The organism is Streptomyces sp. KR55, from assembly GCF_052245645.1.
Lineage (GTDB): Bacteria > Actinomycetota > Actinomycetes > Streptomycetales > Streptomycetaceae > Streptomyces > Streptomyces flavusporus.
Window position 1 is genome coordinate 1 of record NZ_JBQQCE010000153.1, and the last position, 20233, is coordinate 20233.

Here is a 20233-nt window from a genome sequence, read left to right on the forward strand (position 1 = left end):
GCCCTGGAGGGCGCGGGCGGCGATGAGGACCTCGGCGTTGGGCGCGAGGCCGCACAACAGGGAGGCCGCCGCGAACCACACCACACCGACGACGAAGACCTTCCGGCGGCCGTAGTGGTCGCCGAGCGAACCGCCCAGCAGGATCAGCCCGGCCAGCGTCAGCATGTACGCGTTGACCGTCCACTGGAGCGCTGCGAGGTCGGCGTCCAGGTCGCGGCCGATGCGGGGCAGGGCGACGTTGACGACGGTCGAGTCCAGCATGGCCATGCTGGAGCCGAGCACCGTGGTGAGCAGGATCCACTTCCCCTGCGGGGAAGCGAGCCGCACAGTCACCGGGGATCACCCCTTATCCGCCCAACCGCGGGCAGTCGTGCCTCCCCCAGAGGGGGGACCCCCAGGGCGGCACGGGTGGGCGCGGGCGGCACGTCGTCAGCGCCGAGTCGCGCGGCCCACCCGTGCACTACAGCGCCGGGTTCATGGGAAACCGGCGGTTACTTGAGCCTGTTCCCGGCCGACCGCAGGTTCTGGCAGGCCTCGACGACCCGCTTGGCCATCGACGCCTCGGCCACCTTGCCCCAGGTCCGCGGGTCGTAGGTCTTCTTGGAGCCGACCTCGCCGTCGACCTTCAGGACGCCGTCGTAGTTCTTGAACATGTGGTCGGCGACGGGACGCGTGAAGGCGTACTGCGTGTCCGTGTCGATGTTCATCTTGACGACGCCGTTCTCCAGCGCGGTGAGGATCTCCTGCTCGGTGGAGCCGGAACCGCCGTGGAAGACGAAGTCGAAGGGCTTGCTGTCGGCCGGGCGGCCGTACTTGGCGGCGACGCCCTCGTTGAGCTCCTTCAGCAGCTCGGGACGCAGGACGACGTTGCCCGGCTTGTACACGCCGTGCACGTTGCCGAAGGACGCGGCGAGCAGGTAGCGGCCCTTATCGCCCAGGCCCAGCGCCTCGGCCGTACGGATGGCGTCGTCGACGGTCGTGTACAGCTCGTCGTTGATCTCGTGGGTGACGCCGTCCTCCTCACCGCCGGTGGGGGTGATCTCCACCTCGAGGATGATCTTCGCGGCGGCGGCGCGGGCGAGCAGCTCCTGGCCGATGGCCAGGTTGTCGGCGAGGGTCTCCGCGGAGCCGTCCCACATGTGGGACTGGAAGAGGGGGTTCTCACCGCGCGCGACCCGCTCCTCCGAGACGGCGAGCAGCGGACGTACGTACCCGTCGAGCTTGTCCTTCGGGCAGTGGTCCGTGTGCAGGGCGACCGTCACGTCGTACTTCTTGGCGACGATGTGCGCGAACTCGGCCAGGGCGACCGCGCCGGTGACCATGTCCTTGTTGTGCTGGCCGCCCAGGAACTCGGCGCCGCCGGTCGAGATCTGGATGATGCCGTCGCTCTCGGCCTCGGCGAAGCCGCGCAGTGCCGCGTGCAGGGTCTGGGACGAGGTGACGTTGATGGCCGGGTAGGCGAACTTGCCTGCCTTCGCCCGGTCGAGCATCTCGTTGTAGACCTCGGGGGTTGCGATGGGCATCTGTCCGCTCCTTGTATGTGCGGGTTGGCGTTCTGCGTGCTTACGGCCCTGACCTAGACCTTGGGTGCGACGTCATCGTCGGCCCCATCTTTCCAGACCTGACCGAATGGTCGACCCCGCGGTCAGTCGAGGCCGAGCTCGTCCTTCGAGTACGCGTACAGGTACGGCACCCCCGCGCCCTCCTGGATCTTCTCGGCGGCGCCGGTGGCCCGGTCGACGATCGTCGCGACGGCCACGACCTCGGCGCCGGCCTCGCGCACCGCCTCCACGGCGGTGAGCGGCGAACCGCCGGTGGTGGAGGTGTCCTCGACGACGAGCACCCGGCGGCCCTTGATGTCGGGGCCCTCGACGCGCCGCTGCAGCCCGTGCGCCTTCGCGGCCTTCCGCACGACGAACGCGTCGAGCCGCTTTCCGCGTGCCGCGGCGGCGTGCAGCATGGCGGCGGCCACCGGGTCGGCGCCCATGGTCAGACCGCCCACCGCGTCGAACTCCAGGTCGGCGGTCAGATCCAGCAGCACCTGCCCGACCAGCGGCGCGGCCTCCCCGTCGAGGGTGACACGACGCAGGTCGACGTAGTAGTCGGCCTCCAGACCCGAGGAGAGGGTCACCTTGCCGTGCACCACGGCCTTGTCCTTGATCTGCTGCAGCAGTGCGCCACGTACGTCCGTCGTCATACCGGCCAGCTTAAAGGCGGCGCCAGCTCCAGGTGGTCGTCGCCTCCAGTGGCTCCAGAGGCGTGACCAGGCGCGGGAGGGTGTTGAGGCCGTTGGGGGGACCGGTCTGCGGCTCGACGCACACGGCGGCCTCCTGCTCGTCGTAGACGACGACCCACTCCTCGGGGCTGGTGACCTTCAGCTCCAGCAGCCCCGGCCAGGTGAGCGTGACGTCGACCCCGCCGGGCATGCCGAAGCAGTCGTCCCAGGGGCCGGGCCGGGGGTCGGTCCGCTCGCCGGTGGGCAGGTGGTCGTCGCCTCGCTCCTCCTGCCAGGCGGGGGCGAAGTCCAGCTGTACGTCGCTGCCCCGGAGGGTGCGGTTGAACCACGGGTGCCAGCCGATCTGGGCCGGGAAGGAGGACTCGTACGTCTCCACGGACATGGTGAGCGTCAGGGAGTCCGGGGTGAGGGCGACCGCCTGGGTGACGCGGCCGGAGTACGGCCACGGCTCGACCAGGTCGTACGTCAGCACCGCCTCGTCGGCGGTGACGCGGGCGGTGCGCCAGGCGCCGTCGCGGGCGGTGCCGTGGATGGCGTGCGGCGGGGCGTTGAGGGGCATCTGCTGCAGGGCGGCCCCGTCCCGGAAGCGGCCGTCCCGGATCCGGCCGCACCAGGGGACCATCGGGAAGCACCCGAACCTCTCGCCCTGCCGCAGCAGCTCGACCCCACCGACGCGCAGCCCTCCGACCCGGCCGCCGTTCCCCGGCTGCAGCGCCACCTCCGCGTCGCCCGCGGTCAGCGTGATGTCTTCGTTACTCACGGGACGACCCTACTGGGCCGATCAAGGGCGGGTGGTGGTCAGTGACGGCGGCGGAGGGCTCGGCCCAGGATGATCGCCGAGGCCAGGGCCAGGGCCGCTGCGGGGGCCGCCCAGCGCAGGGTGCTGTTCGAGGCGACGGTCTGCGGGGCCGGTACGGGGGCGTAACGGCCGCGCGGCGGGGCGTGGTCCACTTCCTCGGCGCTGCGGCCGATCATCGTCCGGCGTGCGTGGGCCGCTTCGGCGGGCGGTTCGGAGGCATCCTCGAAGTCACGGGTGACGTCCGATTCCTCCTCGGCGCCGGTGTCGTCGGCGTCCGGCTCGTCGGCGGCGTCCGGCTCGTCATCGGCGTCCGGGGCGAGTGAGGGGGGCGGGACCTCGGTGTCGAAGACGGAGGTGTGCTCCTGAGGGGGTGCGGAAGCCGCGGTCTCCGGGGCCTGAGCTTCCGGCGTCTCCGCCTCCGTGCCCAGCCGCTCCGCCGTGCGGTTCAGCAGCCGGGTCACGGCGGAGGCGACCGTCTCCGCCGACAGTTCGGTGACGCGGCCGTCCGCCGACGCGGTGCCGTCGAAGCTGAGGGTGGAGCCGCCGTCGGTGTCGCGGACGCGGAGCGTGAGCGCGAGTTTGACCGAGCCGGTGCCGCGGGTCTCGGCGGCGTCGCCCTCGACGGCGTACGTGCCGTCCTCCTGCGCGGAGACGCGCACGGTGCCCCGGTAGGTGATGGTGGTGTTCCCGACCCGGACCTTGAGCCGCCCGGCGACGGGTTCCGCCCCCGCCTCCTGCTGGAGTCCGGGGACCGCCCGGGCGACCCGCGCGGGGTCGGCCAGCACAGCGCTCAGTCGGTCTGCGGGAACCGGAACGAACACCTCATGCTCCATGTCTGCGGAGCCTACTCGTGGTGGGCGGGTCTTATCCTCCCCTCGGCTGTAACTCGTCCGGTGTTGGTGTGGGCGTGATGATGGCGCTTCAGTACCTCGGGTGCATCAGCGTCGACGGTGGCAGTCCCGTGAGCCGAGGGGTGGGGGCGTGTCTGTCCGGGTGTAGGGGCGGGGTGGATTGGGGGGCGGCCAGGACGAAGCCCCAGTCCGATGTGGAGTCGCGGCCCGCGACACGGTACGGGGCGGTGTGCAGGCCGGCGGCGCGGATGGTCGTGTCGACCGTCCAGAAGACGCGGGGGCGGGAGGTGACCGGGCCGGTGTGGACGGTGAGCCGGCCGCCGTCGGCCAGGGCGCGTCGCGCCAGGCCGTAGAACTCCTGCGAGTACAGCTTCGTACCGGCCGTGATGCCCGGGTCGGGCAGATCCGAGATCACCACGTCGTACGCCGCCGTCGGCGCCCCGCGCAGCCAGCGGAAGGCGTCGGCCGTGGTCACGTGCACGCGCGGGTCGTCGTACGCATGCCTGTTGAGGGCGGAGAGCGCCGGGTCCCGGCCCGCCAACCGCACCATCTCGGCGTCGAGTTCGACGACGTCGACCCGCTGCACGCCCGGATGCCGCAGCACCTCCCGGGCGGCCAGGCCGTCGCCACCGCCGAGGATCAGCACGCGCGCGTGGGGGCCGTTCATCGCGGGGTGGACCAGCGCTTCGTGGTAGCGGCGCTCGTCGTCGCCGCTGACCCGGAGCCGGCCGTCGAGGAAGAGGTCGAGGGGGCGGCCGTCCGTACCGCCGGTGAGGACCACTTCCTGGACGTCGGTCTGCAGCACCACCCGGACGTCCCTGCCGTACACCGCCTGCCGGGCGGCCCGTTCGAAGTCGTCGACGAGTGCGGCGGCCCCGGCCAGGATGCCGAGGACGGCGAGATTGGCAGCCAGCATCAGCCGACGGGCGCGCCGGGTCAGGTCGCGGCGGAACAGGCCGAGGACCAGGGCGCCGCCGGCGATGACGTTGACCGCGCCGGTGAGCAGGGCGCCGGTCAACTGGCCCAGGAAGGGCAGGAGAAGGAAGGGGAAGGCCAGGCCGCCGACCAGGGCGCCCACGTAGTCCGCGGCGAACAGGTCGGCCACCGCTCCGCCCGCGTCCTGGCGGCGGATGCGCTGGATCAGCTCCATCAGCAGGGGAATCTCCGCGCCGATCAGCAGACCGATGGCGAGCGAGAAGGCGACCAGCAGCCAGCGCGGGCCGTTGGCGCACAGGCCGCCCCAGTCGCCGGTCCAGGCGAAGACGGCGTACAGGGCCATCGCGCTGCAGCCGCCGACGAGGGCGAGCGTGGCCTCGACGGCGCCGAAAGCGGCGGCCGCGTGCCGGCGCAGCCGCTTCGCGGCGAGGGAGCCGATGCCCATCGCGAACACCATGACGGACAGGACGACGGAGGCCTGGGTGACGGAGTCGCCGGTCAAGTACGAGGCGAGGGCGACGAGTTCGAGTTCGTACACGAGCCCGCAGGCCGCGCAGACGAAGACGCCCGCGAGGACCAGGAACCGTCCGGTCGCCTGCCGCACGGGGATCCGCGCGGGCGCGCGCCAGGAGGGCGGCGTGCCGGGCGGGGCCGGTGCGTACGGGTCGATCACGACTGCGACGTTACGTCACAGGTGCAGCACGCTTCGTCACCCACACGTGTGGAACCAACGGTCGTATAGGCATTCCGGGTTTGTCCGGGCGTCCCACCGGACGGGCCGGGCATCACACACCGGTCGGGTCGGCGTCGCGCGCCCGCGCCCTGACGCCCACTCTCGTCCGTGTCGCCACCAGCTGTCCGTCCTGTGGGTATGCGTGCCAGGTGCGCCAGTGGACCTGGCCCTCGTGGCGCTGGGCGAGCAGGGCCGTGAACGCGTGCGGGCTGCCGGGGAAGACGCCGACGAGGCCGTGCGGGTGGTCGGAGACGAGGGCCAGCAGTTCCTGGGCACGGCCGGCGAAGGAGCCGGGGGAGAGGACCTCGACGCGGGCCGCGAACTCGTACTCCCAGTCACCGACCCGCTTGGCGACGCCCAGCGGCAGGGGCGTGCTGCTGCCGGGGATGCACGCCACCGTCTCCGAGCAACTGACCTGCCCCTCCTGCAGGAGCACCTGGTGGGATGCGCCGAGCAGTCTCAACTGGAGCTTCGCCCCGGCCAGTTCGAGGTCGAGGGTGGCAAGGGCAGGCAGCGGTTCACGGCCCAGCGCCCAGGCGAGGTCGGCCGCGCGCGTATCGGTGTAGGAAGTGTTCAGAGTCGTGAGCATGGGTCGGCTCCGCTAGCACGCAAAAGAAAGGCGGGGTGGTCCGGCGCGCCCCGGTCGACACCGGGCGATCGGCCCGTCAGCCCGGTCAGGAAGGGTGTCCGCAGGACGTCCGAGGGCTGCGTCGGGATTTAGAGGGAATCATGAACTGGGCGCCGCCACAGCGTTTTTACCCAACTTCGTGGGGTTTCCATCCCTCAGAGGGCTCCACAGCTCAACTGTTCCACCACGGCGTACGCCTGAGCGATACGGCGTACGCCGGAGTGGGGGCGCGAAGTGGCGACAAGGGCGCCCGCCGGGAGTGAAGTCCCGGCGGGCGCCGGCGTGGATGCGCTTCCCCGTTCAGGAGCTCAGCTGCCCCGTGTCAGCTGCCTCCACCGCATCCACCCCCGCCGCCTCCGCAGGACGAGCCGCCGCCCCCGCAGGAGTGCCCGCCCCCGGAGTCGCCCGACGAGCCGGCGTCTCCCCCGCCGCCGGCCCACCAGCTGCCGCCGGAGTCCGAACCACTCCGGCTGCGCCCCCGCGCCGCCGGGCGCCGTGAACGGGTCGCGCTGCCCCGTACGCCCGCCACCACCAGTGCCAGCACGACCGCGATCACGGCCAGGATGATGCCGATGACCATGGCGTCACCCTCCTTCCAGTTCCCCCGAAGCGGCCCCCCGTGGGCGCCTCGTGTGGTGCGTGACCGGGAAATGCCCACGCCTTGCGCGCCCCAAAGCAGAGTTGAGGAAGTCCAGAGCTTGGGCGCAGGATGACCGCCATGACCGATACCTCGCGCCCCTTCCTGAACCGCCGCCTCACCGAGTTCGGGACGACGATCTTCGCGGAGATGTCCGCGCTGGCCCTGCACACCGGTTCGATCAACCTGGGCCAGGGCTTCCCGGACACCGACGGCCCGGAGGAGGTCCGCGAGGCGGCCGTACGGGCACTGCGCGACGGCCGCGGCAACCAGTACCCACCGGGTCCGGGCATCCCCGAACTGCGCACCGCCGTCGCCGCGCACCAGCAGCGGCGCTACGGGCTCACCTACGACCCCGACACCGAGGTCCTGGTCACGGCCGGCGCCACGGAGGCGATCGCCGCGGCGCTGCTGGCGCTGGTGGAGCCCGGCGACGAGGTCATCGCCTTCGAGCCGTACTACGACTCCTACGCGGCCTGCATCGCCCTGGCGGGCGGCACGCGGGTGCCGGTCACGCTGCGGCCGCACTTCGGGGAAAGCGCCTCGTTCCGGCTGGACCTCGACGAGTTGCGCGACGCGGTCACCGACCGCACCCGGCTGCTGCTGATCAACACCCCGCACAATCCGACCGGCACCGTGCTGACCCGTGCCGAGCTGGCCGCGATCGCCGAACTGGCCGTGGAGCGGGACCTGCTGGTCGTGACCGACGAGGTGTACGAGCACCTGGTCTTCGACGACGCCGAGCATGTCCCCCTGGCCGCCTTCCCGGGCATGCGGGAGCGGACGGTGACGATCGGCTCCGCCGGCAAGACGTTCTCCTTTACCGGCTGGAAGGTCGGCTGGATCACCTCCGCGCCCGGTCTCGTCACGGCCGTCCGTTCGGCGAAGCAGTTCCTGACGTACGTGGCGTCGGGGCCCTTCCAGTACGCGGTGGCCGAGGCCCTCGCCCTTCCCGACAGCTACTTCACGGCATTCCGGGACGACCTGGAGGCGAAGCGGGATCTGCTGGTGGCGGGGCTGACGGAGGCCGGCTTCGGGGTCTTCAGGCCCACGGGCACGTACTTCGTCACCACCGACATCCGGCCCCTCGGCGAGACCGACGGCTTCGCCTTCTGCCGGGGCCTGCCGGAACGCGCAGGTGTCGTCGCCATCCCGAACTCCGTGTTCTACGACCACCGTGAGGCGGGCGCACCGTTCGTGCGGTTCGCTTTCTGCAAGCGGACGGAGGTGCTTCAGGAGGCGGTGAAGCGGCTCGGGGCGCTGTAGGGGCGGCAGGGGCCAGAAGTCCGGGGTGCGGAATGAAATCCGCGCCGCTCTTTTCGCGCGGGCCGGGGTACTCGGAATCGTGAATGCCCTCGAGTTTATTTACCGGGCCTTTATTTACCGGGCCGTACAGGGGTGGGAATGCGCTTGTCCGCAATCGGTCAGCGCGCAAAACGGCAAGAGCCCGACCGGGGCACGTGACGTGGTGGTCCGTGCCCTGGCCGGGCTCTGGCCGGGTTCGGCGTGTGCCTACTCGTCGTCCTCGGGCTTCTCCGCGTCGTTGATCTCCTTCTCCAGGCCGAGCTGCTCGACCAGCCAGCGGTCGAACTCGATGGCCGCGCGCACCCAGCTCACCGTCGACGAGACGAAGAACTCCAGGTTCACGCCGGTGCCGATCAGCATCTGGGCCTCGCCGATGAGGCGGACGGTGCCGTCATCGTGGGTGTGGCTGTAGACCTTGGGCCACAGGGTCCGCCGGTTCCAGTCGTCGATGGACTCCAGAAGCTGCGACTTCTCGTCGATGGGGTGGGGGCGGTCGTAGAACGTCCGCACCGAGAAGACCTGCTGGTCACCCTCGCCACGGAACATGAAGTACGTACGGAACTGCTCCCACGGCGCCGCGAGGTCACCCTCTTCGTCGACGACGTACTTCAGCTCCATCTGGTCGAGGAGCTGCTTCACAAGGTCCTGATCCGGGACGACGGGGCCCGCCGGTCCTTGGGGCTGCGGCTGGGGCTGGCCCCCGAAGTTCGGAATCGAGGACGGGTCGATGGTCACCGTGAATTTCCCTTCGTACGGATTCCGCCATCCTCCCTCATGCGGGGAGGGGGGTGGCAACCCCCGACGGAGCCTGTCCGCCGTCGGCCGACATGATCTGGCCGGTCGGCGGAGAGATCCACTACAGCGACTTGCCCGTCGCCGGTCCCACGATCAGGCCCTCCCCGAAGGTGTCCACCCGGACCGTGTCGCCGTCCTTGATCTCGCCGGAGAGGATCTCCTTGGCGAGCCGGTCGCCGATGGCGGTCTGGACCAGGCGGCGCAGCGGGCGGGCGCCGTAGGCCGGGTCGTTGCCCTCGTCGGCGAGCCAGGCCAGGGCCTCGTCGGTGACCTCCAGGGTGAGGCGGCGTTCCGCGAGCCGCTTGGCCAGGCGGTCGATCTGGAGCCGCGCGATCCGGCTCAGCTCGTCCTTGGCCAGAGCGGAGAAGACGACCAGGTCGTCGAGGCGGTTGAGGAACTCCGGCTTGAAGGAGGCGCGGACCACCTCCAGCACCTGTTCCTTCTTCTCCTCCTCGCTGCTGATCGGGTCGACCAGGAACTGACTGCCCAGGTTCGAGGTCAGCACGAGGATGGTGTTGCGGAAGTCGACGGTCCGCCCTTGCCCGTCGGTGAGCCGCCCGTCGTCCAGCACCTGGAGCAGGATGTCGAAGACCTCCGGGTGGGCCTTCTCCACCTCGTCGAGGAGTACGACGCTGTACGGCCTGCGCCGCACCGCTTCGGTCAGCTGGCCGCCCTCCTCGTAGCCGACGTAGCCGGGCGGGGCGCCGACCAGGCGGGCGACGCTGTGCTTCTCGCTGTACTCCGACATGTCGATCCGGACCATCGCCCGCTCGTCGTCGAAGAGGAAGTCCGCCAGGGCCTTGGCCAGCTCCGTCTTGCCGACGCCCGTCGGGCCCAGGAAGAGGAAGGAGCCGGTGGGCCGGTCCGGGTCGGCGATCCCGGCGCGGGACCGCCGTACGGCGTCGGACACCGCCCGTACGGCCTCGGTCTGGCCGATCAGCCGCCTGCCGATCTCGTCCTCCATGCGCAGCAGCTTCTGCGTCTCGCCCTCCAGGAGCCGGCCTGCCGGAATCCCGGTCCAGGAGGCGACGACGTCGGCGATGTCGTCGGAGCCGACCTCCTCCTTGACCATGGTGTCCCGGGAGACCTCCTCCTCGGCCTCCGAGGCGGCCTCCAGGTCGCGCTCCAGGGCCGGGATCTCCCCGTACAGCAGCTTGGACGCGGTGTCGAAGTCGCCGTCGCGCTGGGCGCGTTCGGCCTGTCCGCGCAGTTCGTCGAGCTTCTCCTTCAGCTCACCGACCCGGTTGAGGGACTGCTTCTCCTTCTCCCAGCGGGCGGTCAGGCCGCGCAGCTCCTCCTCCTTGTCGGCGAGGTCGCGGCGCAGCTTCTCCAGGCGCTCCCGGGAGGCGGGGTCGGTCTCCTTGGCGAGCGCCAGCTCCTCCATCTTCAACCGGTCGACGGCACGCTGGAGTTCGTCGATCTCGACGGGCGAGGAGTCGATCTCCATACGCAGCCGGGATGCCGCCTCGTCGACCAGGTCGATGGCCTTGTCGGGCAGGAAGCGGGAGGTGATGTACCGGTCGGACAGGGTCGCGGCGGCGACCAGCGCGCTGTCCGCGATCTGGACCTTGTGGTGGGCCTCGTAGCGCCCCTTGAGTCCGCGCAGGATGGCGATGGTGTCCTCGACGGTCGGCTCGGCGACCAGCACCTGCTGGAAGCGCCGCTCCAGGGCCGCGTCCTTCTCGATCCGCTCGCGGTACTCGTCGAGGGTGGTGGCGCCGACCATGCGCAGCTCACCGCGGGCGAGCATGGGCTTGAGCATGTTGCCCGCGTCCATGGCGGAGTCGCCGCCGGCGCCCGCGCCGACCACGGTGTGCAGCTCGTCGATGAAGGTGATGATCTGCCCGTCGGAGTCCTTGATCTCGGCGAGCACGGTCTTCAGCCGTTCCTCGAACTCACCGCGGTACTTGGCCCCGGCGACCATGGCGCCGAGGTCGAGCGCGACGAGCCGCTTGTCGCGGAGGGACTCGGGGACGTCGCCCTTGACGATCCGCTGGGCGAGTCCTTCGACGACGGCGGTCTTGCCGACGCCTGGCTCACCGATGAGGACGGGGTTGTTCTTGGTGCGGCGGCTGAGCACCTGCACGACCCGCCGGATCTCCTGGTCCCGCCCGATGACGGGGTCGAGCTTGCCGTCCCGGGCGGCGGCGGTGAAGTCGGTCCCGAACTTCTCCAGAGCCTTGTACGACCCCTCGGGGTCGGCCGTGGTCACCCGGCGCCCGCCGCGGGCCTTGCGGAAGGCCTCCAGCAGCTTCTTCGCGTCGGCGCCCTGCCGGGTCAGCACCTCGCCGGCCGCGCCGCCCTTCGCGGCGATACCGATGAGGAGGTGCTCGGTGGAGACGTACTCGTCGCCGAGGTCCTGGGCCCTGGCCTGGGCGTCGGCGATCACGGCGAGCAGTTCGCGGTTCGGCTGCGGCGGCGCGACCGTGGACCCGGTCACGCTGGGCAGCTGGGCGAGAACCTTCTCCGCACCGGCGCGCACGGCGGCCTGATCGGCGTCGACGGCGGCCAGCAGGTCGGTGATGTTCTCGTTGTCCTGCCCCTGGAGCAGAGCGAGGAGCAGGTGAGCGGGGGTGAGGTCGGGGTGCCCCTCGGTCACGGCCCGGTTGCCGGCGGCGTTGATCGCGTCCCGGCTCCGATTGGTCAGCTCGGCGTCCACGGTATCCGTTCTCCTCCTTGCGTGAGCCTGCGTGACTCAGGCAACGTACACAAAGTTGAGTCTATTCCACTCAAGGAGAGGACGCGGCGGCATCACGGGAACGGCCGCTTCCAGCCACCGTCGAAAATGCGCCGATACCCGGAAATGTCCAGCGAAATGTCCGGGAAAAACTGCAGCGGGGTCAACGTGTTTAGGTCACGGTGACGCCGCTGCGGGGGGAAGCACCTGAGCGATCTGTTACGACGGGGGAATCGCGTCAGGCACTGCGGGGGGTGGCCGAGATGGTCATCGAATCGGAGGGCTCCGGCTCCGCCAGCCGATGGTCGCGCTGGTCCAGGTTCACAAAGATCATTCCGTACCGAATGGCACATCGCACGGGCTGCGGCGCCCCCCTAGGCCGCCGCAAACACCGGTACGCCCGCACGTCGCCGTCATCGTCCCTGGTCACCACCACGGGCTCGCCGAAGACGGTCACCATCAGCGAGTCACCGTTGTGGGGGATGGCGGTGGCCAGGTCGATGAAGTGCCAGCCGGAGCGGTAGGCGGTGGCCATTTCCCGGCGGAAGGAGCGGTCGTCGGGTGGAGTAGTCATGTCAGTCCCAGACGGTGTCAGCCGGGAACGCGGTGGTGTCCCCACTGCCGGACGCCACACTGGACACTGCTGACACTGACCGCACGCCGTCCGCCGGCGCATCACTCTTCACGCTCGAGAGGCCACTCAGCGTTCCAAAGGCCACAACGGCGGAGAAGGCGGTGACAAGCACCGAGCGAAGCATTCTCTTACGCATAGTCGGCTTCGTCCTCACTTGAAGGTCCCCTCTTCCCCCGTCGGATAAGACGATGGCTCATTCAGGCACGTCATGGCCACACAATCGATGCATCATGTTCCTGCATGTTCAGGACCCTGGGGGGTGGAGATTTGATAACAAATGGGACCAAGGCGACGCATCCCCATGCGGTGACCGAACTGTGTGACGAAGGCGGTCGGCTCTACGCCAACGCTCTCCGTACGGGACGTATCGCCCGCGCGGATGCGGAATCCGCTCCCTGCCTGATGGAGTTCGCCCTTCTCCACCCTGATCCGGACGACCCGAACTGGCTGGTGCCCCTACCGCCGTCGGTCGCCCTGGCCCAGCGGCTCAACCCCATAGAGCGCGAGATCACCGAGCGCAGGCGCATGTCGATCGAGCTGGCAGACGCCTTCGAGCCGTTCATGGCCCTCAGCGCCCAACAGGTCACGCCCGCGCACTCGATCACGGTCCTCGAAGGCCTCGACCGCATCAACTCCGCGCTCGACCTGGCCACGGCCCAGTGCCAGGTCGAAGTACTCACGGTTCAGCCGAGCCGTGGCCGACGTCCCGAGAACAGGCTTATCGAGGGACTGGAACGCGACAGGACACTCATCGAGCGGGGGGTGCGGATCCGGACCCTCTACCAGCACACTGCACGGTACAGTCCGGAACGTCTGGCCTACATGGAGCAGTTCGCCGACGGGAAGGCGGAGTACCGCACGATCGACGAGTTGGTCGAACGGCTCATCATCTGCGACGAGACCGTCGCCTTCATCCCGGTCCGCGACGACCGGCAGGTCGCATTGGAGCTTCGTCACCCGGGACTCGTCGGCTACCTGACCAAGGTCTTCGAGTTCATGTGGAACCGCGCCGTCCCGCTGAGCGCCGGCGCCCCGTACGAAACCGCCCCCGACGGCATCACCGACATCCAGCACTCCATCGCCAAGCTGCTCGTGGAGGGCCACGTGGACGAGGCCATAGCTCGCCGCCTGGGCATGAACGTGCGCACCTGCCGCGCCCACATAGCCAAGCTGGCGTCGTCGCTGGGCAGCGGCAGCCGTGCCCAACTCGGCTACTTGATTGCTCAGTCGGGAATCCTGAACCAGGATCACTGAACGCCCATGGGGAGCCACGCGTGACCGCAGGGGTACACGACCACAGTGCCGACGAGCCATGTGCAGCGGGCCTGGAGCTGTATGCGCGCGCCCTGCGTCAGGGATCCGTACCGGAGGCCGAGGCGGCGCCGGTGGCGTGCGCCGTGCGTGCCGGGCTGCTCGAGCCGGATCTGGAGGACTTCCGGCGACTACGACCTGTCGCCCCGGTCCTCGCCCTCCCGCGGCTGCTGCGCAACTCCGCGCAGCGCATCGCTGACGAAAGGCGTCGCGAGGAGCGGCTGGCCGAGATGTTCGAGCAGCTCATGAGGATCGACGGTCGGTGCAAGGCGACGGCGGACCCGACGGTAATCAGGATCCTGAACGGTTTCGAGCAGATCGACCTGGTGATCGGCCAGGTCATGGCCGGCGCCTGCGAGGAGCTGCTCGCCATTCAGCCCTACAACCGCCGCCCCAAGGCGACCCTCGGGGCCGCCTTGGAGCGTGACCAGGCGCTGCTCGACCGTGGTGGGCGGATCCGCACCCTCTACCAGCACACATACCGGCACTCACCCGTCATCCACAGCCGCTACGAGCTGCTGAGCGGGGACGTGGAGGCCCGGACCCTGGACGAGGTCACCGAGCGCCTCCTCGTCATCGACCGGACGGTCGCCTTCATCCCGGCCAGCAAGGACCGATCGCTCGCAGTGGAGGTCCGCCACCCTCCGCTGGTCGCCTTCTTCGTCACCACCTTCGACCGCCTCTGGCGCCTGGCCACCCCCATGTACCCCGAAGCGGCCCCGCAGCCCTCCCTCAACGGCATCACCCCCCGCCAACGCGCCATAGCCGCCCTCCTCGTCGAAGGCCACACCGACGCCGTCATAGCCGACCGCCTGGGCATGAACGTCCGCACGGCCCGCGTTCACATCGCCAAACTCGCCGCCACCCTCGGCAGCGAAAGCCGGGCCCAACTCGGCTATCTCATCGCACAGTCGGGGATCCTTGATCAGGAAGGCTGATCGCGGCCTTCGCCGGGCCTATGGGGCGTGGCGGGCCGTCCAGGCCCACCTGGGCGATGCGGACGCCCAGCTGCGTCCGGCTCGCCGCCCCCAGTGTCTCGGACAGCCGGGCGATGTGGGCCCGGCAGGTGCGGACACTGATCCCCAGCCGTTCCGCGATCACCGCGTCCTGGTGGCCCTCCGCCAGGAGTGCCGCGATGGACTGCTCACGGTGGGAGATGCCCTCGATGCCGGTGTCGGGGAGGGGGGCGGTCAGGGGGATCGCGAGGCGCCACAGGCGGTCGAAGACCGTCACCAGGTACTCGACCAGCGCGGGGTGACGCAGCTCCAGCGCCATCGTGCGGTCGGCGTTCGCGGGGATGAAGGCGACCGTGCGATCGAAGAGGATCAGCCGGTCGATGACCTCGTCCAGGGTGCGCGCCTGAACCGCGTCGCCCATCAGGTCGAGGTAGTTCAGCAGGCCCTGCCCGTGCCGGGCCACATGGTTGTACAGGTCGCGCATGCGCACACCCCGGCCGCGCAGCGCGAGCGCCCGGTGCAGGCCCTCGGAGAGCTCGTGCTCGCGCCGGATGCCGCCGGGCTGGACGGTGAGGACCTCCGTCGTGCACTCCTCGGTCGCCTTGTCCAGGGCCGCCTGGATGCGGGAGGAGCCGTCCAGGACCCGGATGGCGGTGCCCTCGCCGGCTCCCGCCGTGGACGTGCGCCCACCGAGACCGGCGTACCACTCGAAGGCCGTGACCGCCGAGCCCATCCGCCGCTGGCTGGCGCTGATCTCGTCGTACACCCCGCGCAGCAGCCGGGTCATGACCTCCTGCGGCGAGGTCGGCACCAGCCAGTCCATGTCGTCGGGATCGGGGTGCAGCAGGGCGAGTTCCAGCAAGCAGGGCACCGCGTCGGCATCGCCGCGCGGCACGCGTCCCCGCCGCACGGCCCGGGAATACACACGATCCCCGGCCTCGCACAGTCGGTCAGCACCATGTGGATGCTCGTCCGTCCCGTGCCCGGCCATGGCCCATCCCACCCCCGGTTCCAGCGTCTTCCGCAGCGCAACTATGCGCGGACGGGACCTGCTCCGCAACACGGCTCACTCCCCGGCACCCGAGGGAAACCACCGGTATGGCTGGATTCGCCCCCCACCCCCGGCTGTCCCGTTGCAACAACCTGCAACCGCCGGAGGGGGCTCGCGCCGACGACGCGAGCCCCCTCCCGTGCAGGACTGTGCAGGGCTACTTGAGCCCGATGGCCGTGCACGCGGCCTTGTACTCGGCGGTGCAGATCTCCGAGACCTTGTAGATGCCGTCCGCGACGACCGTGTCCTTGATGTTCTCCTGGGTCAGGGCGGTGACGGTGACGAGCTGGGCGGGGATGCCCTTGTCGGTGGGGCTGTCGACCTTGTCGCGGGTGAGGGCGTCGAACTGGATGTCCTTGCCCTGAACCTTGGCCACGGCCATCTCGGCGGCGGCCTCGGCCTCCTGCGGGTAGGACTTGTACACGCTCATGAACTGCTCGCCGGTGACGATCCGCTGCACGGCCACGAGCTCGGCGTCCTGCCCGGTGATCGGCGGCAGCTCGGTCACGCCGGCGGCCTCCAGGGCCTCGATGACGCCGCCGGCCATGCCGTCGTTGGCGGCGTAGACGGCGGCGATGTTGTCCCTGCCGATCGCCTCGATGGCCTCGGCCATGTTGGCCTGGGCGTTCTCCGGCTTCCAGTCCTTGGTGTCGAAGGACTGGGCGATGGTCACGTTGCCGTTCAGCTCGGACAGCGCGCCCTGCTTGAACTGCTTGGCGTTGGGGTCGGTGGGCGAGCCGTTCATCATGACGATCTTGTCGGAGGTGTCGATGTCGCTGCCGAGCGCCTCGAGGAGGCTGCGGCCCTGGACCTCGCCGACGAGTTCGTTGTCGAAGGAGATGTACGCGTCGATGGGACCCTCGGCGAGCCGGTCGTAGGCGATGACCGGAATGCCTGCTTCCTTGGCCTTTTCGACGCTGCTCGCGATGGCGTGCGCATCGACGGCGTCCAACAGGATGACATCGACCTGGTCGTCGATCATCTGCTGGAGCTGGCTCGCCTGCCTGGTCGCGCTCGCGTCGGCGTTGGCGTACTGGACCTTGCCCTTGTTCTTGGTGAGGGCGGAGACCCGCTCCTTGATGATGGGGTAGTCGAACTTGTCGTAGCGCGTGTTGGCCTTCTCCGGGAGCAGCAGGCCCACCGTGACGTCGTTGCCCTTGGTCGGGCTCGCGTCGGCACTGCCGCCCGTCGCGCCCAGCACGCCACAGCCTGCCAGCGACAGGGTCAACGACGATGCGACCACGGATATGGCGATACGACGACGCATACGGGAGCTCACTTCTACTGCCTTCCGGACATGGTCGCGACACTGCGACCCGGATGACTGGAAAGCCAACGCGTCGGCGGCCCTCAGCGTCAAGGGAAACTACTTAACGAGATGAAAACATCACGTTCCGCTTAGCGCGTGAACACTCCGCGAAACCCCGTCCCGACGTCCTTCACGCCCCCTCCATGCAAAGGGAGTTGGCGCGTGGACGAAGATCCACACAGCCAACCCCTTGAACAGCTGAGCTGAGCCAGAAAAGCAGGGGCCCGGAGGCGGCTCACACCGCCCCCAGGCCCCCGCACACATCCGCGTCCGTCCGAGGACTGCTGCCGCTTGGGCCGCCACACCACCAACGCGCTGGTCTGCTGCACCTCCTGGTACGGCACCAGGTCGCGCCGGTACGAGGCGTGCACCGCGGCCTCGCGCTGCTGCATCGCCGCGGCGGCACCGTCGAGGGCGGCCTCCAGCTCGGCCACCCGGGACTGGAGGGCCGCGACCTGGTTCTCCAGTTCGATGATGCGCTTGATGCCTGCCAGGTTGATGCCCTCGTCCTGCGACAACTGCTGGACGGTGCGCAGCAGCTCGATGTCGCGGGCCGAGTAGCGGCGGCCCCGGCCGGCCGTGCGGTCCGGAGACACCAGGCCCAGGCGGTCGTACTGGCGCAGTGTCTGCGGGTGCAGGCCGGACAGCTGGGCCGCGACCGAGATGACGTAGACCGGAGTCTCCTCGGTCAGTTCATACGGGTTGCGTCGACGGCCGTCCATCTGACTCATGCTCCCTTCGCGGCCTGGAACAGCTCCGCCCGCGGGTCCTCGCCCGCGGTCGCCTCGCGATACGCCTCGAGTGCGTCACGAGCCTTCCCCGTCAGGTCCTTCGGGACACTCACCTCGACGGTGACCAGGAGGTCGCCGCGGGTGCCGTCCTTGCGGACCGCGCCCTTGCCCCGGGCCCGCATGGTGCGGCCGTTGGGCGTGCCCGGAGGCAGCTTCAGGGTGACCGGCGGGCCGCCCAGGGTGGGGACCCTGACCTCGCCGCCGAGTGCCGCCTCCGCGAAGGTCACGGGGACGGTCACGGTCAGGTTGTCGCCCTTGCGGCCGAACACCGGGTGGGCGTCGACGTGCACGACGACATACAGGTCGCCCGCCGGGCCGCCCCGCTCGCCCGGTGCGCCTTTGCCCCGCAGGCGGATGCGCTGGCCGTCCGACACCCCGGCGGGGATACGGACCTGCATGGTGCGGGACGACTTCGCGCGGCCCGAGCCCTTGCAGACCTCGCAGGGGTTCTCCGCGATCAGGCCCCGGCCCTTGCAGTCCGGGCACGGGTCGGTCAGGGAGAAGCCGCCGCCCGAGCCGCGCGCCACCTGGCCGGTGCCGACGCACGTCGGGCACACGCGCGGTGTGCCGTTCGCGTCGCCGGTGCCCGAGCAGGCCTTGCACGGTGACTGGGAGGACATCCTGAGCGGCACCGTCGCGCCCTCGATCGCCTCGGTGAAGCTGAGGGTGACCTCGGACTCGATGTCCTGGCCGCGGCGCGGCTGCGTCCGCGTCCCGGTCGTGCCGCCCCGGTTGAACAGGCCCCCGAAGACGTCACCGAGTCCGCCGCCGAAGCCGCCGGCTCCGCCCCCGCCCTGGGGACCGCCTCCGAAGAGGTCGCCCAGGTCGAAGTTGAACGAGCCGCCGCCCGCGCCGGGGCCCGGGCGGAAGCCGCCGTTGCCGAACAGGGCGCGGGCCTCGTCGTACTCCTTGCGCTTCTTGGGGTCGCCGAGGATGTCGTTCGCCTCGGAGATCTCCTTGAAGCGCTCCTCGGCCCTGGCGTTTCCCTTGTTGGCGTCCGGGTGGTACTCGCGGGCGAGCTTGCGGTACGCCTTCTTGATCTCGGCCTCGGTGGCGTCCTTGGGGACGCCGAGGACCTTGTAGTAGTCCTTCTCGATGAAGTCCTTGGTGCTCATCCCCGACGTCCCTCCTTCCTCGTCAGTTCAACGTCAGCCCTCGTCCGGGCCACCGTTCTCCTTGTCGTCGCCCTCGGCCGGTTCCTCGGCCTTGACCGTCTGCGCGCCCGGCTGCGGCTCGGCGACGGCCACCCGCGCGGGGCGGATGGTGCGCTCGCCGATGCGATACCCCGGCTGGAGGATCGCGACGCAGGTCGTCTCCGTGACGTCCGGCGCGTAGGAGTGCATCAGGGCCTCGTGGATCGTCGGGTCGAAGGGCTCGCCCTCCTTGCCGAACTGCTGCAGGCCCATCTTGGCCGCCACGGTCTCCAGCGACTCGGCGACGGACTTGAAGCCGCCGACCAGCTCGCCGTGTTCCCGCGCGCGTCCGATGTCGTCGAGCACGGGCAGGAGCTCGGTCAGGAGGTTCGCGACGGCGATCTCCTTGACCGTGATCCGGTCGCGCTCGACCCGGCGGCGGTAGTTCTGGTACTCGGCCTGAAGCCGCTGGAGGTCCGCGGTGCGCTCGTTGAGCGCGGTGCGCACCTGGTCCAGCTGGGCCAGCAGACCGGCATCTGCGCTTGCGTCCCCGGCCGGGGCCGCCCCCTCTGCGGGAGCGGCCTGCGGCTCGGCGTCGTCAGGAGTGGCGCCGGAGGGGACGTCGGGCTTCTCTTCGAAGCCCGGGGTCTCCTCCGTCACGCGGCACCGTCCTTACGCTCGTCGTCCACGATCTCGGCGTCCACGACGTCGTCGTCGGCCGGCTTGGCCCCACCGGCGGTGGCACCCTCGGGGCCACCCGCGGCCTGCGCGGCATTGGCGTCGGCGTACATGGCCTGGCCCACCTTCTGGGAGACCGCGGCGACCTTCTCGGTGGCCGTGCGGATCTCGGCGGTGTCCTCGCCCTTCAGCGCGGTCTTCAGCTCCTCGACGGCGGCCTCGACCTCGGTCTTGACGTCGCCCGGGACCTTGTCCTCGTTGTCCTTGAGGAACTTCTCGGTCTGGTAGACGAGCTGCTCGCCCTGGTTGCGGGTCTCGGCGGCCTCGCGGCGGCGGTGGTCCTCCTCCGCGTACTGCTCGGCCTCCTGGCGCATCCGGTCGACCTCGTCCTTCGGGAGCGAGGAGCCGCCGGTGACGGTCATCTTCTGCTCCTTGCCGGTGCCGAGGTCCTTCGCCGTGACGTGCATGATGCCGTTGGCGTCGATGTCGAAGGAGACCTCGATCTGCGGGACGCCGCGCGGCGCCGGCGGCAGACCGGTCAGCTCGAACATGCCGAGCTTCTTGTTGTAGGCCGCGATCTCGCGCTCGCCCTGGTAGACCTGGATCTGCACCGACGGCTGGTTGTCCTCGGCCGTGGTGAAGATCTCCGAACGCTTCGTCGGGATCGTCGTGTTGCGCTCGATCAGCTTGGTCATGATGCCGCCCTTGGTCTCGATGCCGAGGGACAGCGGGGTCACGTCCAGCAGCAGGACGTCCTTGACCTCGCCCTTGAG

19 protein-coding genes and 1 pseudogene are annotated in these 20233 nt (G+C 70.0%); 3 read left to right on the forward strand and 17 right to left on the reverse strand.

Annotation, left to right across the window (positions count from 1 at the left end):
* From ACTWQJ_RS22710 to ACTWQJ_RS22745, 8 genes are all read right to left on the reverse strand, one after another.
* The coding region (locus ACTWQJ_RS22710) for an MFS transporter (protein ID WP_443308441.1) at positions 1-333 on the reverse strand (333 nt) is incomplete at its 3' end.
* A gap of 158 nt (positions 334-491) precedes the next feature.
* Complete coding sequence (gene fbaA, locus ACTWQJ_RS22715; RefSeq protein WP_443308442.1) at positions 492-1523, reverse strand: class II fructose-bisphosphate aldolase; 1032 nt, start codon at positions 1521-1523, stop codon at positions 492-494.
* A gap of 122 nt (positions 1524-1645) precedes the next feature.
* Positions 1646-2197 carry an orotate phosphoribosyltransferase gene (gene pyrE / locus ACTWQJ_RS22720; RefSeq protein ID WP_443308443.1) on the reverse strand — a complete coding sequence of 184 codons (552 nt, stop codon included), beginning with the start codon at positions 2195-2197 and terminating at the stop codon, positions 1646-1648.
* A gap of 10 nt (positions 2198-2207) precedes the next feature.
* Positions 2208-2996 (reverse strand): aldose epimerase family protein, encoded by a 789-nt coding sequence (locus ACTWQJ_RS22725; protein WP_443308444.1) that lies wholly within the window; start codon positions 2994-2996, stop codon positions 2208-2210.
* 38 nt (positions 2997-3034) lie between these two features.
* Positions 3035-3868 (reverse strand): SRPBCC domain-containing protein, encoded by an 834-nt coding sequence (locus ACTWQJ_RS22730; RefSeq protein ID WP_443308445.1) that lies wholly within the window; start codon positions 3866-3868, stop codon positions 3035-3037.
* Between the two features lie 88 nt (positions 3869-3956).
* A complete protein-coding gene (locus ACTWQJ_RS22735; RefSeq protein WP_443308446.1) occupies positions 3957-5495 on the reverse strand; it encodes a polyamine aminopropyltransferase in 1539 nt (512 codons plus the stop codon).
* Between the two features lie 112 nt (positions 5496-5607).
* Positions 5608-6144, reverse strand: a complete 537-nt coding sequence (locus ACTWQJ_RS22740; protein WP_443308447.1) for a DUF2617 family protein — start codon at positions 6142-6144, stop codon at positions 5608-5610.
* A gap of 361 nt (positions 6145-6505) precedes the next feature.
* Positions 6506-6763 carry a hypothetical protein gene (locus tag ACTWQJ_RS22745; RefSeq protein ID WP_443308448.1) on the reverse strand — a complete coding sequence of 86 codons (258 nt, stop codon included), beginning with the start codon at positions 6761-6763 and terminating at the stop codon, positions 6506-6508.
* Between the two features lie 129 nt (positions 6764-6892).
* Between ACTWQJ_RS22745 and ACTWQJ_RS22750 the strand changes: the two genes are divergently transcribed.
* Positions 6893-8086: a pyridoxal phosphate-dependent aminotransferase gene (locus ACTWQJ_RS22750; RefSeq protein WP_443308449.1), complete on the forward strand. Its 1194-nt coding sequence runs from the start codon at positions 6893-6895 to the stop codon at positions 8084-8086.
* Between the two features lie 246 nt (positions 8087-8332).
* Here the strand turns inward: ACTWQJ_RS22750 and ACTWQJ_RS22755 are convergent, their stop codons facing one another.
* From ACTWQJ_RS22755 to ACTWQJ_RS22765, 3 genes are all read right to left on the reverse strand, one after another.
* Positions 8333-8860, reverse strand: a complete 528-nt coding sequence (locus ACTWQJ_RS22755; RefSeq protein WP_443308450.1) for a YbjN domain-containing protein — start codon at positions 8858-8860, stop codon at positions 8333-8335.
* Positions 8861-8981: 121 nt separating this feature from the next.
* Entirely contained in the window at positions 8982-11579 is a 2598-nt protein-coding gene (gene clpB, locus ACTWQJ_RS22760; protein WP_443308451.1) for an ATP-dependent chaperone ClpB, read from the reverse strand.
* A 256-nt stretch (positions 11580-11835) separates the two neighbouring features.
* A complete protein-coding gene (locus ACTWQJ_RS22765; RefSeq protein WP_129799060.1) occupies positions 11836-12171 on the reverse strand; it encodes a hypothetical protein in 336 nt (111 codons plus the stop codon).
* Between the two features lie 300 nt (positions 12172-12471).
* Between ACTWQJ_RS22765 and ACTWQJ_RS22770 the strand changes: the two genes are divergently transcribed.
* Positions 12472-13485: a helix-turn-helix transcriptional regulator gene (locus ACTWQJ_RS22770; protein ID WP_443308452.1), complete on the forward strand. Its 1014-nt coding sequence runs from the start codon at positions 12472-12474 to the stop codon at positions 13483-13485.
* Between the two features lie 20 nt (positions 13486-13505).
* Entirely contained in the window at positions 13506-14480 is a 975-nt protein-coding gene (locus ACTWQJ_RS22775; RefSeq protein WP_443308453.1) for a LuxR C-terminal-related transcriptional regulator, read from the forward strand.
* Here ACTWQJ_RS22775 and ACTWQJ_RS22780 read toward each other — a convergent pair.
* From ACTWQJ_RS22780 to ACTWQJ_RS22805, 6 genes and pseudogenes are all read right to left on the reverse strand, one after another.
* Positions 14443-15489 (reverse strand): response regulator transcription factor, encoded by a 1047-nt coding sequence (locus tag ACTWQJ_RS22780; RefSeq protein WP_443308454.1) that lies wholly within the window; start codon positions 15487-15489, stop codon positions 14443-14445. The two genes, ACTWQJ_RS22775 and ACTWQJ_RS22780, sit on opposite strands and share 38 nt — an antisense overlap.
* Positions 15490-15706: 217 nt before the next feature.
* Positions 15707-16816 (reverse strand): sugar ABC transporter substrate-binding protein, encoded by a 1110-nt coding sequence (locus ACTWQJ_RS22785; protein ID WP_443308455.1) that lies wholly within the window; start codon positions 16814-16816, stop codon positions 15707-15709.
* A 320-nt stretch (positions 16817-17136) separates the two neighbouring features.
* Positions 17137-17580, reverse strand: a pseudogene (locus ACTWQJ_RS22790) (heat shock protein transcriptional repressor HspR); the annotation flags it as partial.
* Positions 17581-17585: 5 nt separating this feature from the next.
* The gene (gene dnaJ, locus ACTWQJ_RS22795) at positions 17586-18764 is read right to left on the reverse strand and encodes a molecular chaperone DnaJ (protein WP_443308456.1); all 1179 of its coding nucleotides are present in this window, start codon (positions 18762-18764) and stop codon (positions 17586-17588) included.
* Positions 18765-18797: 33 nt separating this feature from the next.
* On the reverse strand, positions 18798-19442 hold the full coding sequence (gene grpE, locus ACTWQJ_RS22800) for a nucleotide exchange factor GrpE (RefSeq protein ID WP_224739786.1): 645 nt from the start codon (positions 19440-19442) through the stop codon (positions 18798-18800).
* Positions 19439-20233, reverse strand: a 795-nt coding sequence (locus tag ACTWQJ_RS22805) for an Hsp70 family protein (protein ID WP_443308457.1), incomplete at its 5' end; no start/stop codon positions are given. The genes grpE and ACTWQJ_RS22805, both read right to left, overlap by 4 nt.

Excerpts from the sequence above, each read along its gene's own strand:
- ACTWQJ_RS22765 (WP_129799060.1), bottom strand. The coding sequence starts at position 12,171 with ATGACTACTCCACCCGACGACCGCTCCTTCCGCCGGGAAATGGCCACC.
- ACTWQJ_RS22745 (WP_443308448.1), bottom strand. The coding sequence starts at position 6,763 with ATGGTCATCGGCATCATCCTGGCCGTGATCGCGGTCGTGCTGGCACTG.
- pyrE (WP_443308443.1), bottom strand. The coding sequence starts at position 2,197 with ATGACGACGGACGTACGTGGCGCACTGCTGCAGCAGATCAAGGACAAG.
- ACTWQJ_RS22750 (WP_443308449.1), top strand. The coding sequence starts at position 6,893 with ATGACCGCCATGACCGATACCTCGCGCCCCTTCCTGAACCGCCGCCTC.
- ACTWQJ_RS22740 (WP_443308447.1), bottom strand. The coding sequence starts at position 6,144 with ATGCTCACGACTCTGAACACTTCCTACACCGATACGCGCGCGGCCGAC.
- ACTWQJ_RS22730 (WP_443308445.1), bottom strand. The coding sequence starts at position 3,868 with ATGGAGCATGAGGTGTTCGTTCCGGTTCCCGCAGACCGACTGAGCGCT.
- ACTWQJ_RS22770 (WP_443308452.1), top strand. The coding sequence starts at position 12,472 with ATGTTCAGGACCCTGGGGGGTGGAGATTTGATAACAAATGGGACCAAG.
- ACTWQJ_RS22780 (WP_443308454.1), bottom strand. The coding sequence starts at position 15,489 with ATGGCCGGGCACGGGACGGACGAGCATCCACATGGTGCTGACCGACTG.
- ACTWQJ_RS22785 (WP_443308455.1), bottom strand. The coding sequence starts at position 16,816 with ATGCGTCGTCGTATCGCCATATCCGTGGTCGCATCGTCGTTGACCCTG.
- dnaJ (WP_443308456.1), bottom strand. The coding sequence starts at position 18,764 with ATGAGCACCAAGGACTTCATCGAGAAGGACTACTACAAGGTCCTCGGC.
- fbaA (WP_443308442.1), bottom strand. The coding sequence starts at position 1,523 with ATGCCCATCGCAACCCCCGAGGTCTACAACGAGATGCTCGACCGGGCG.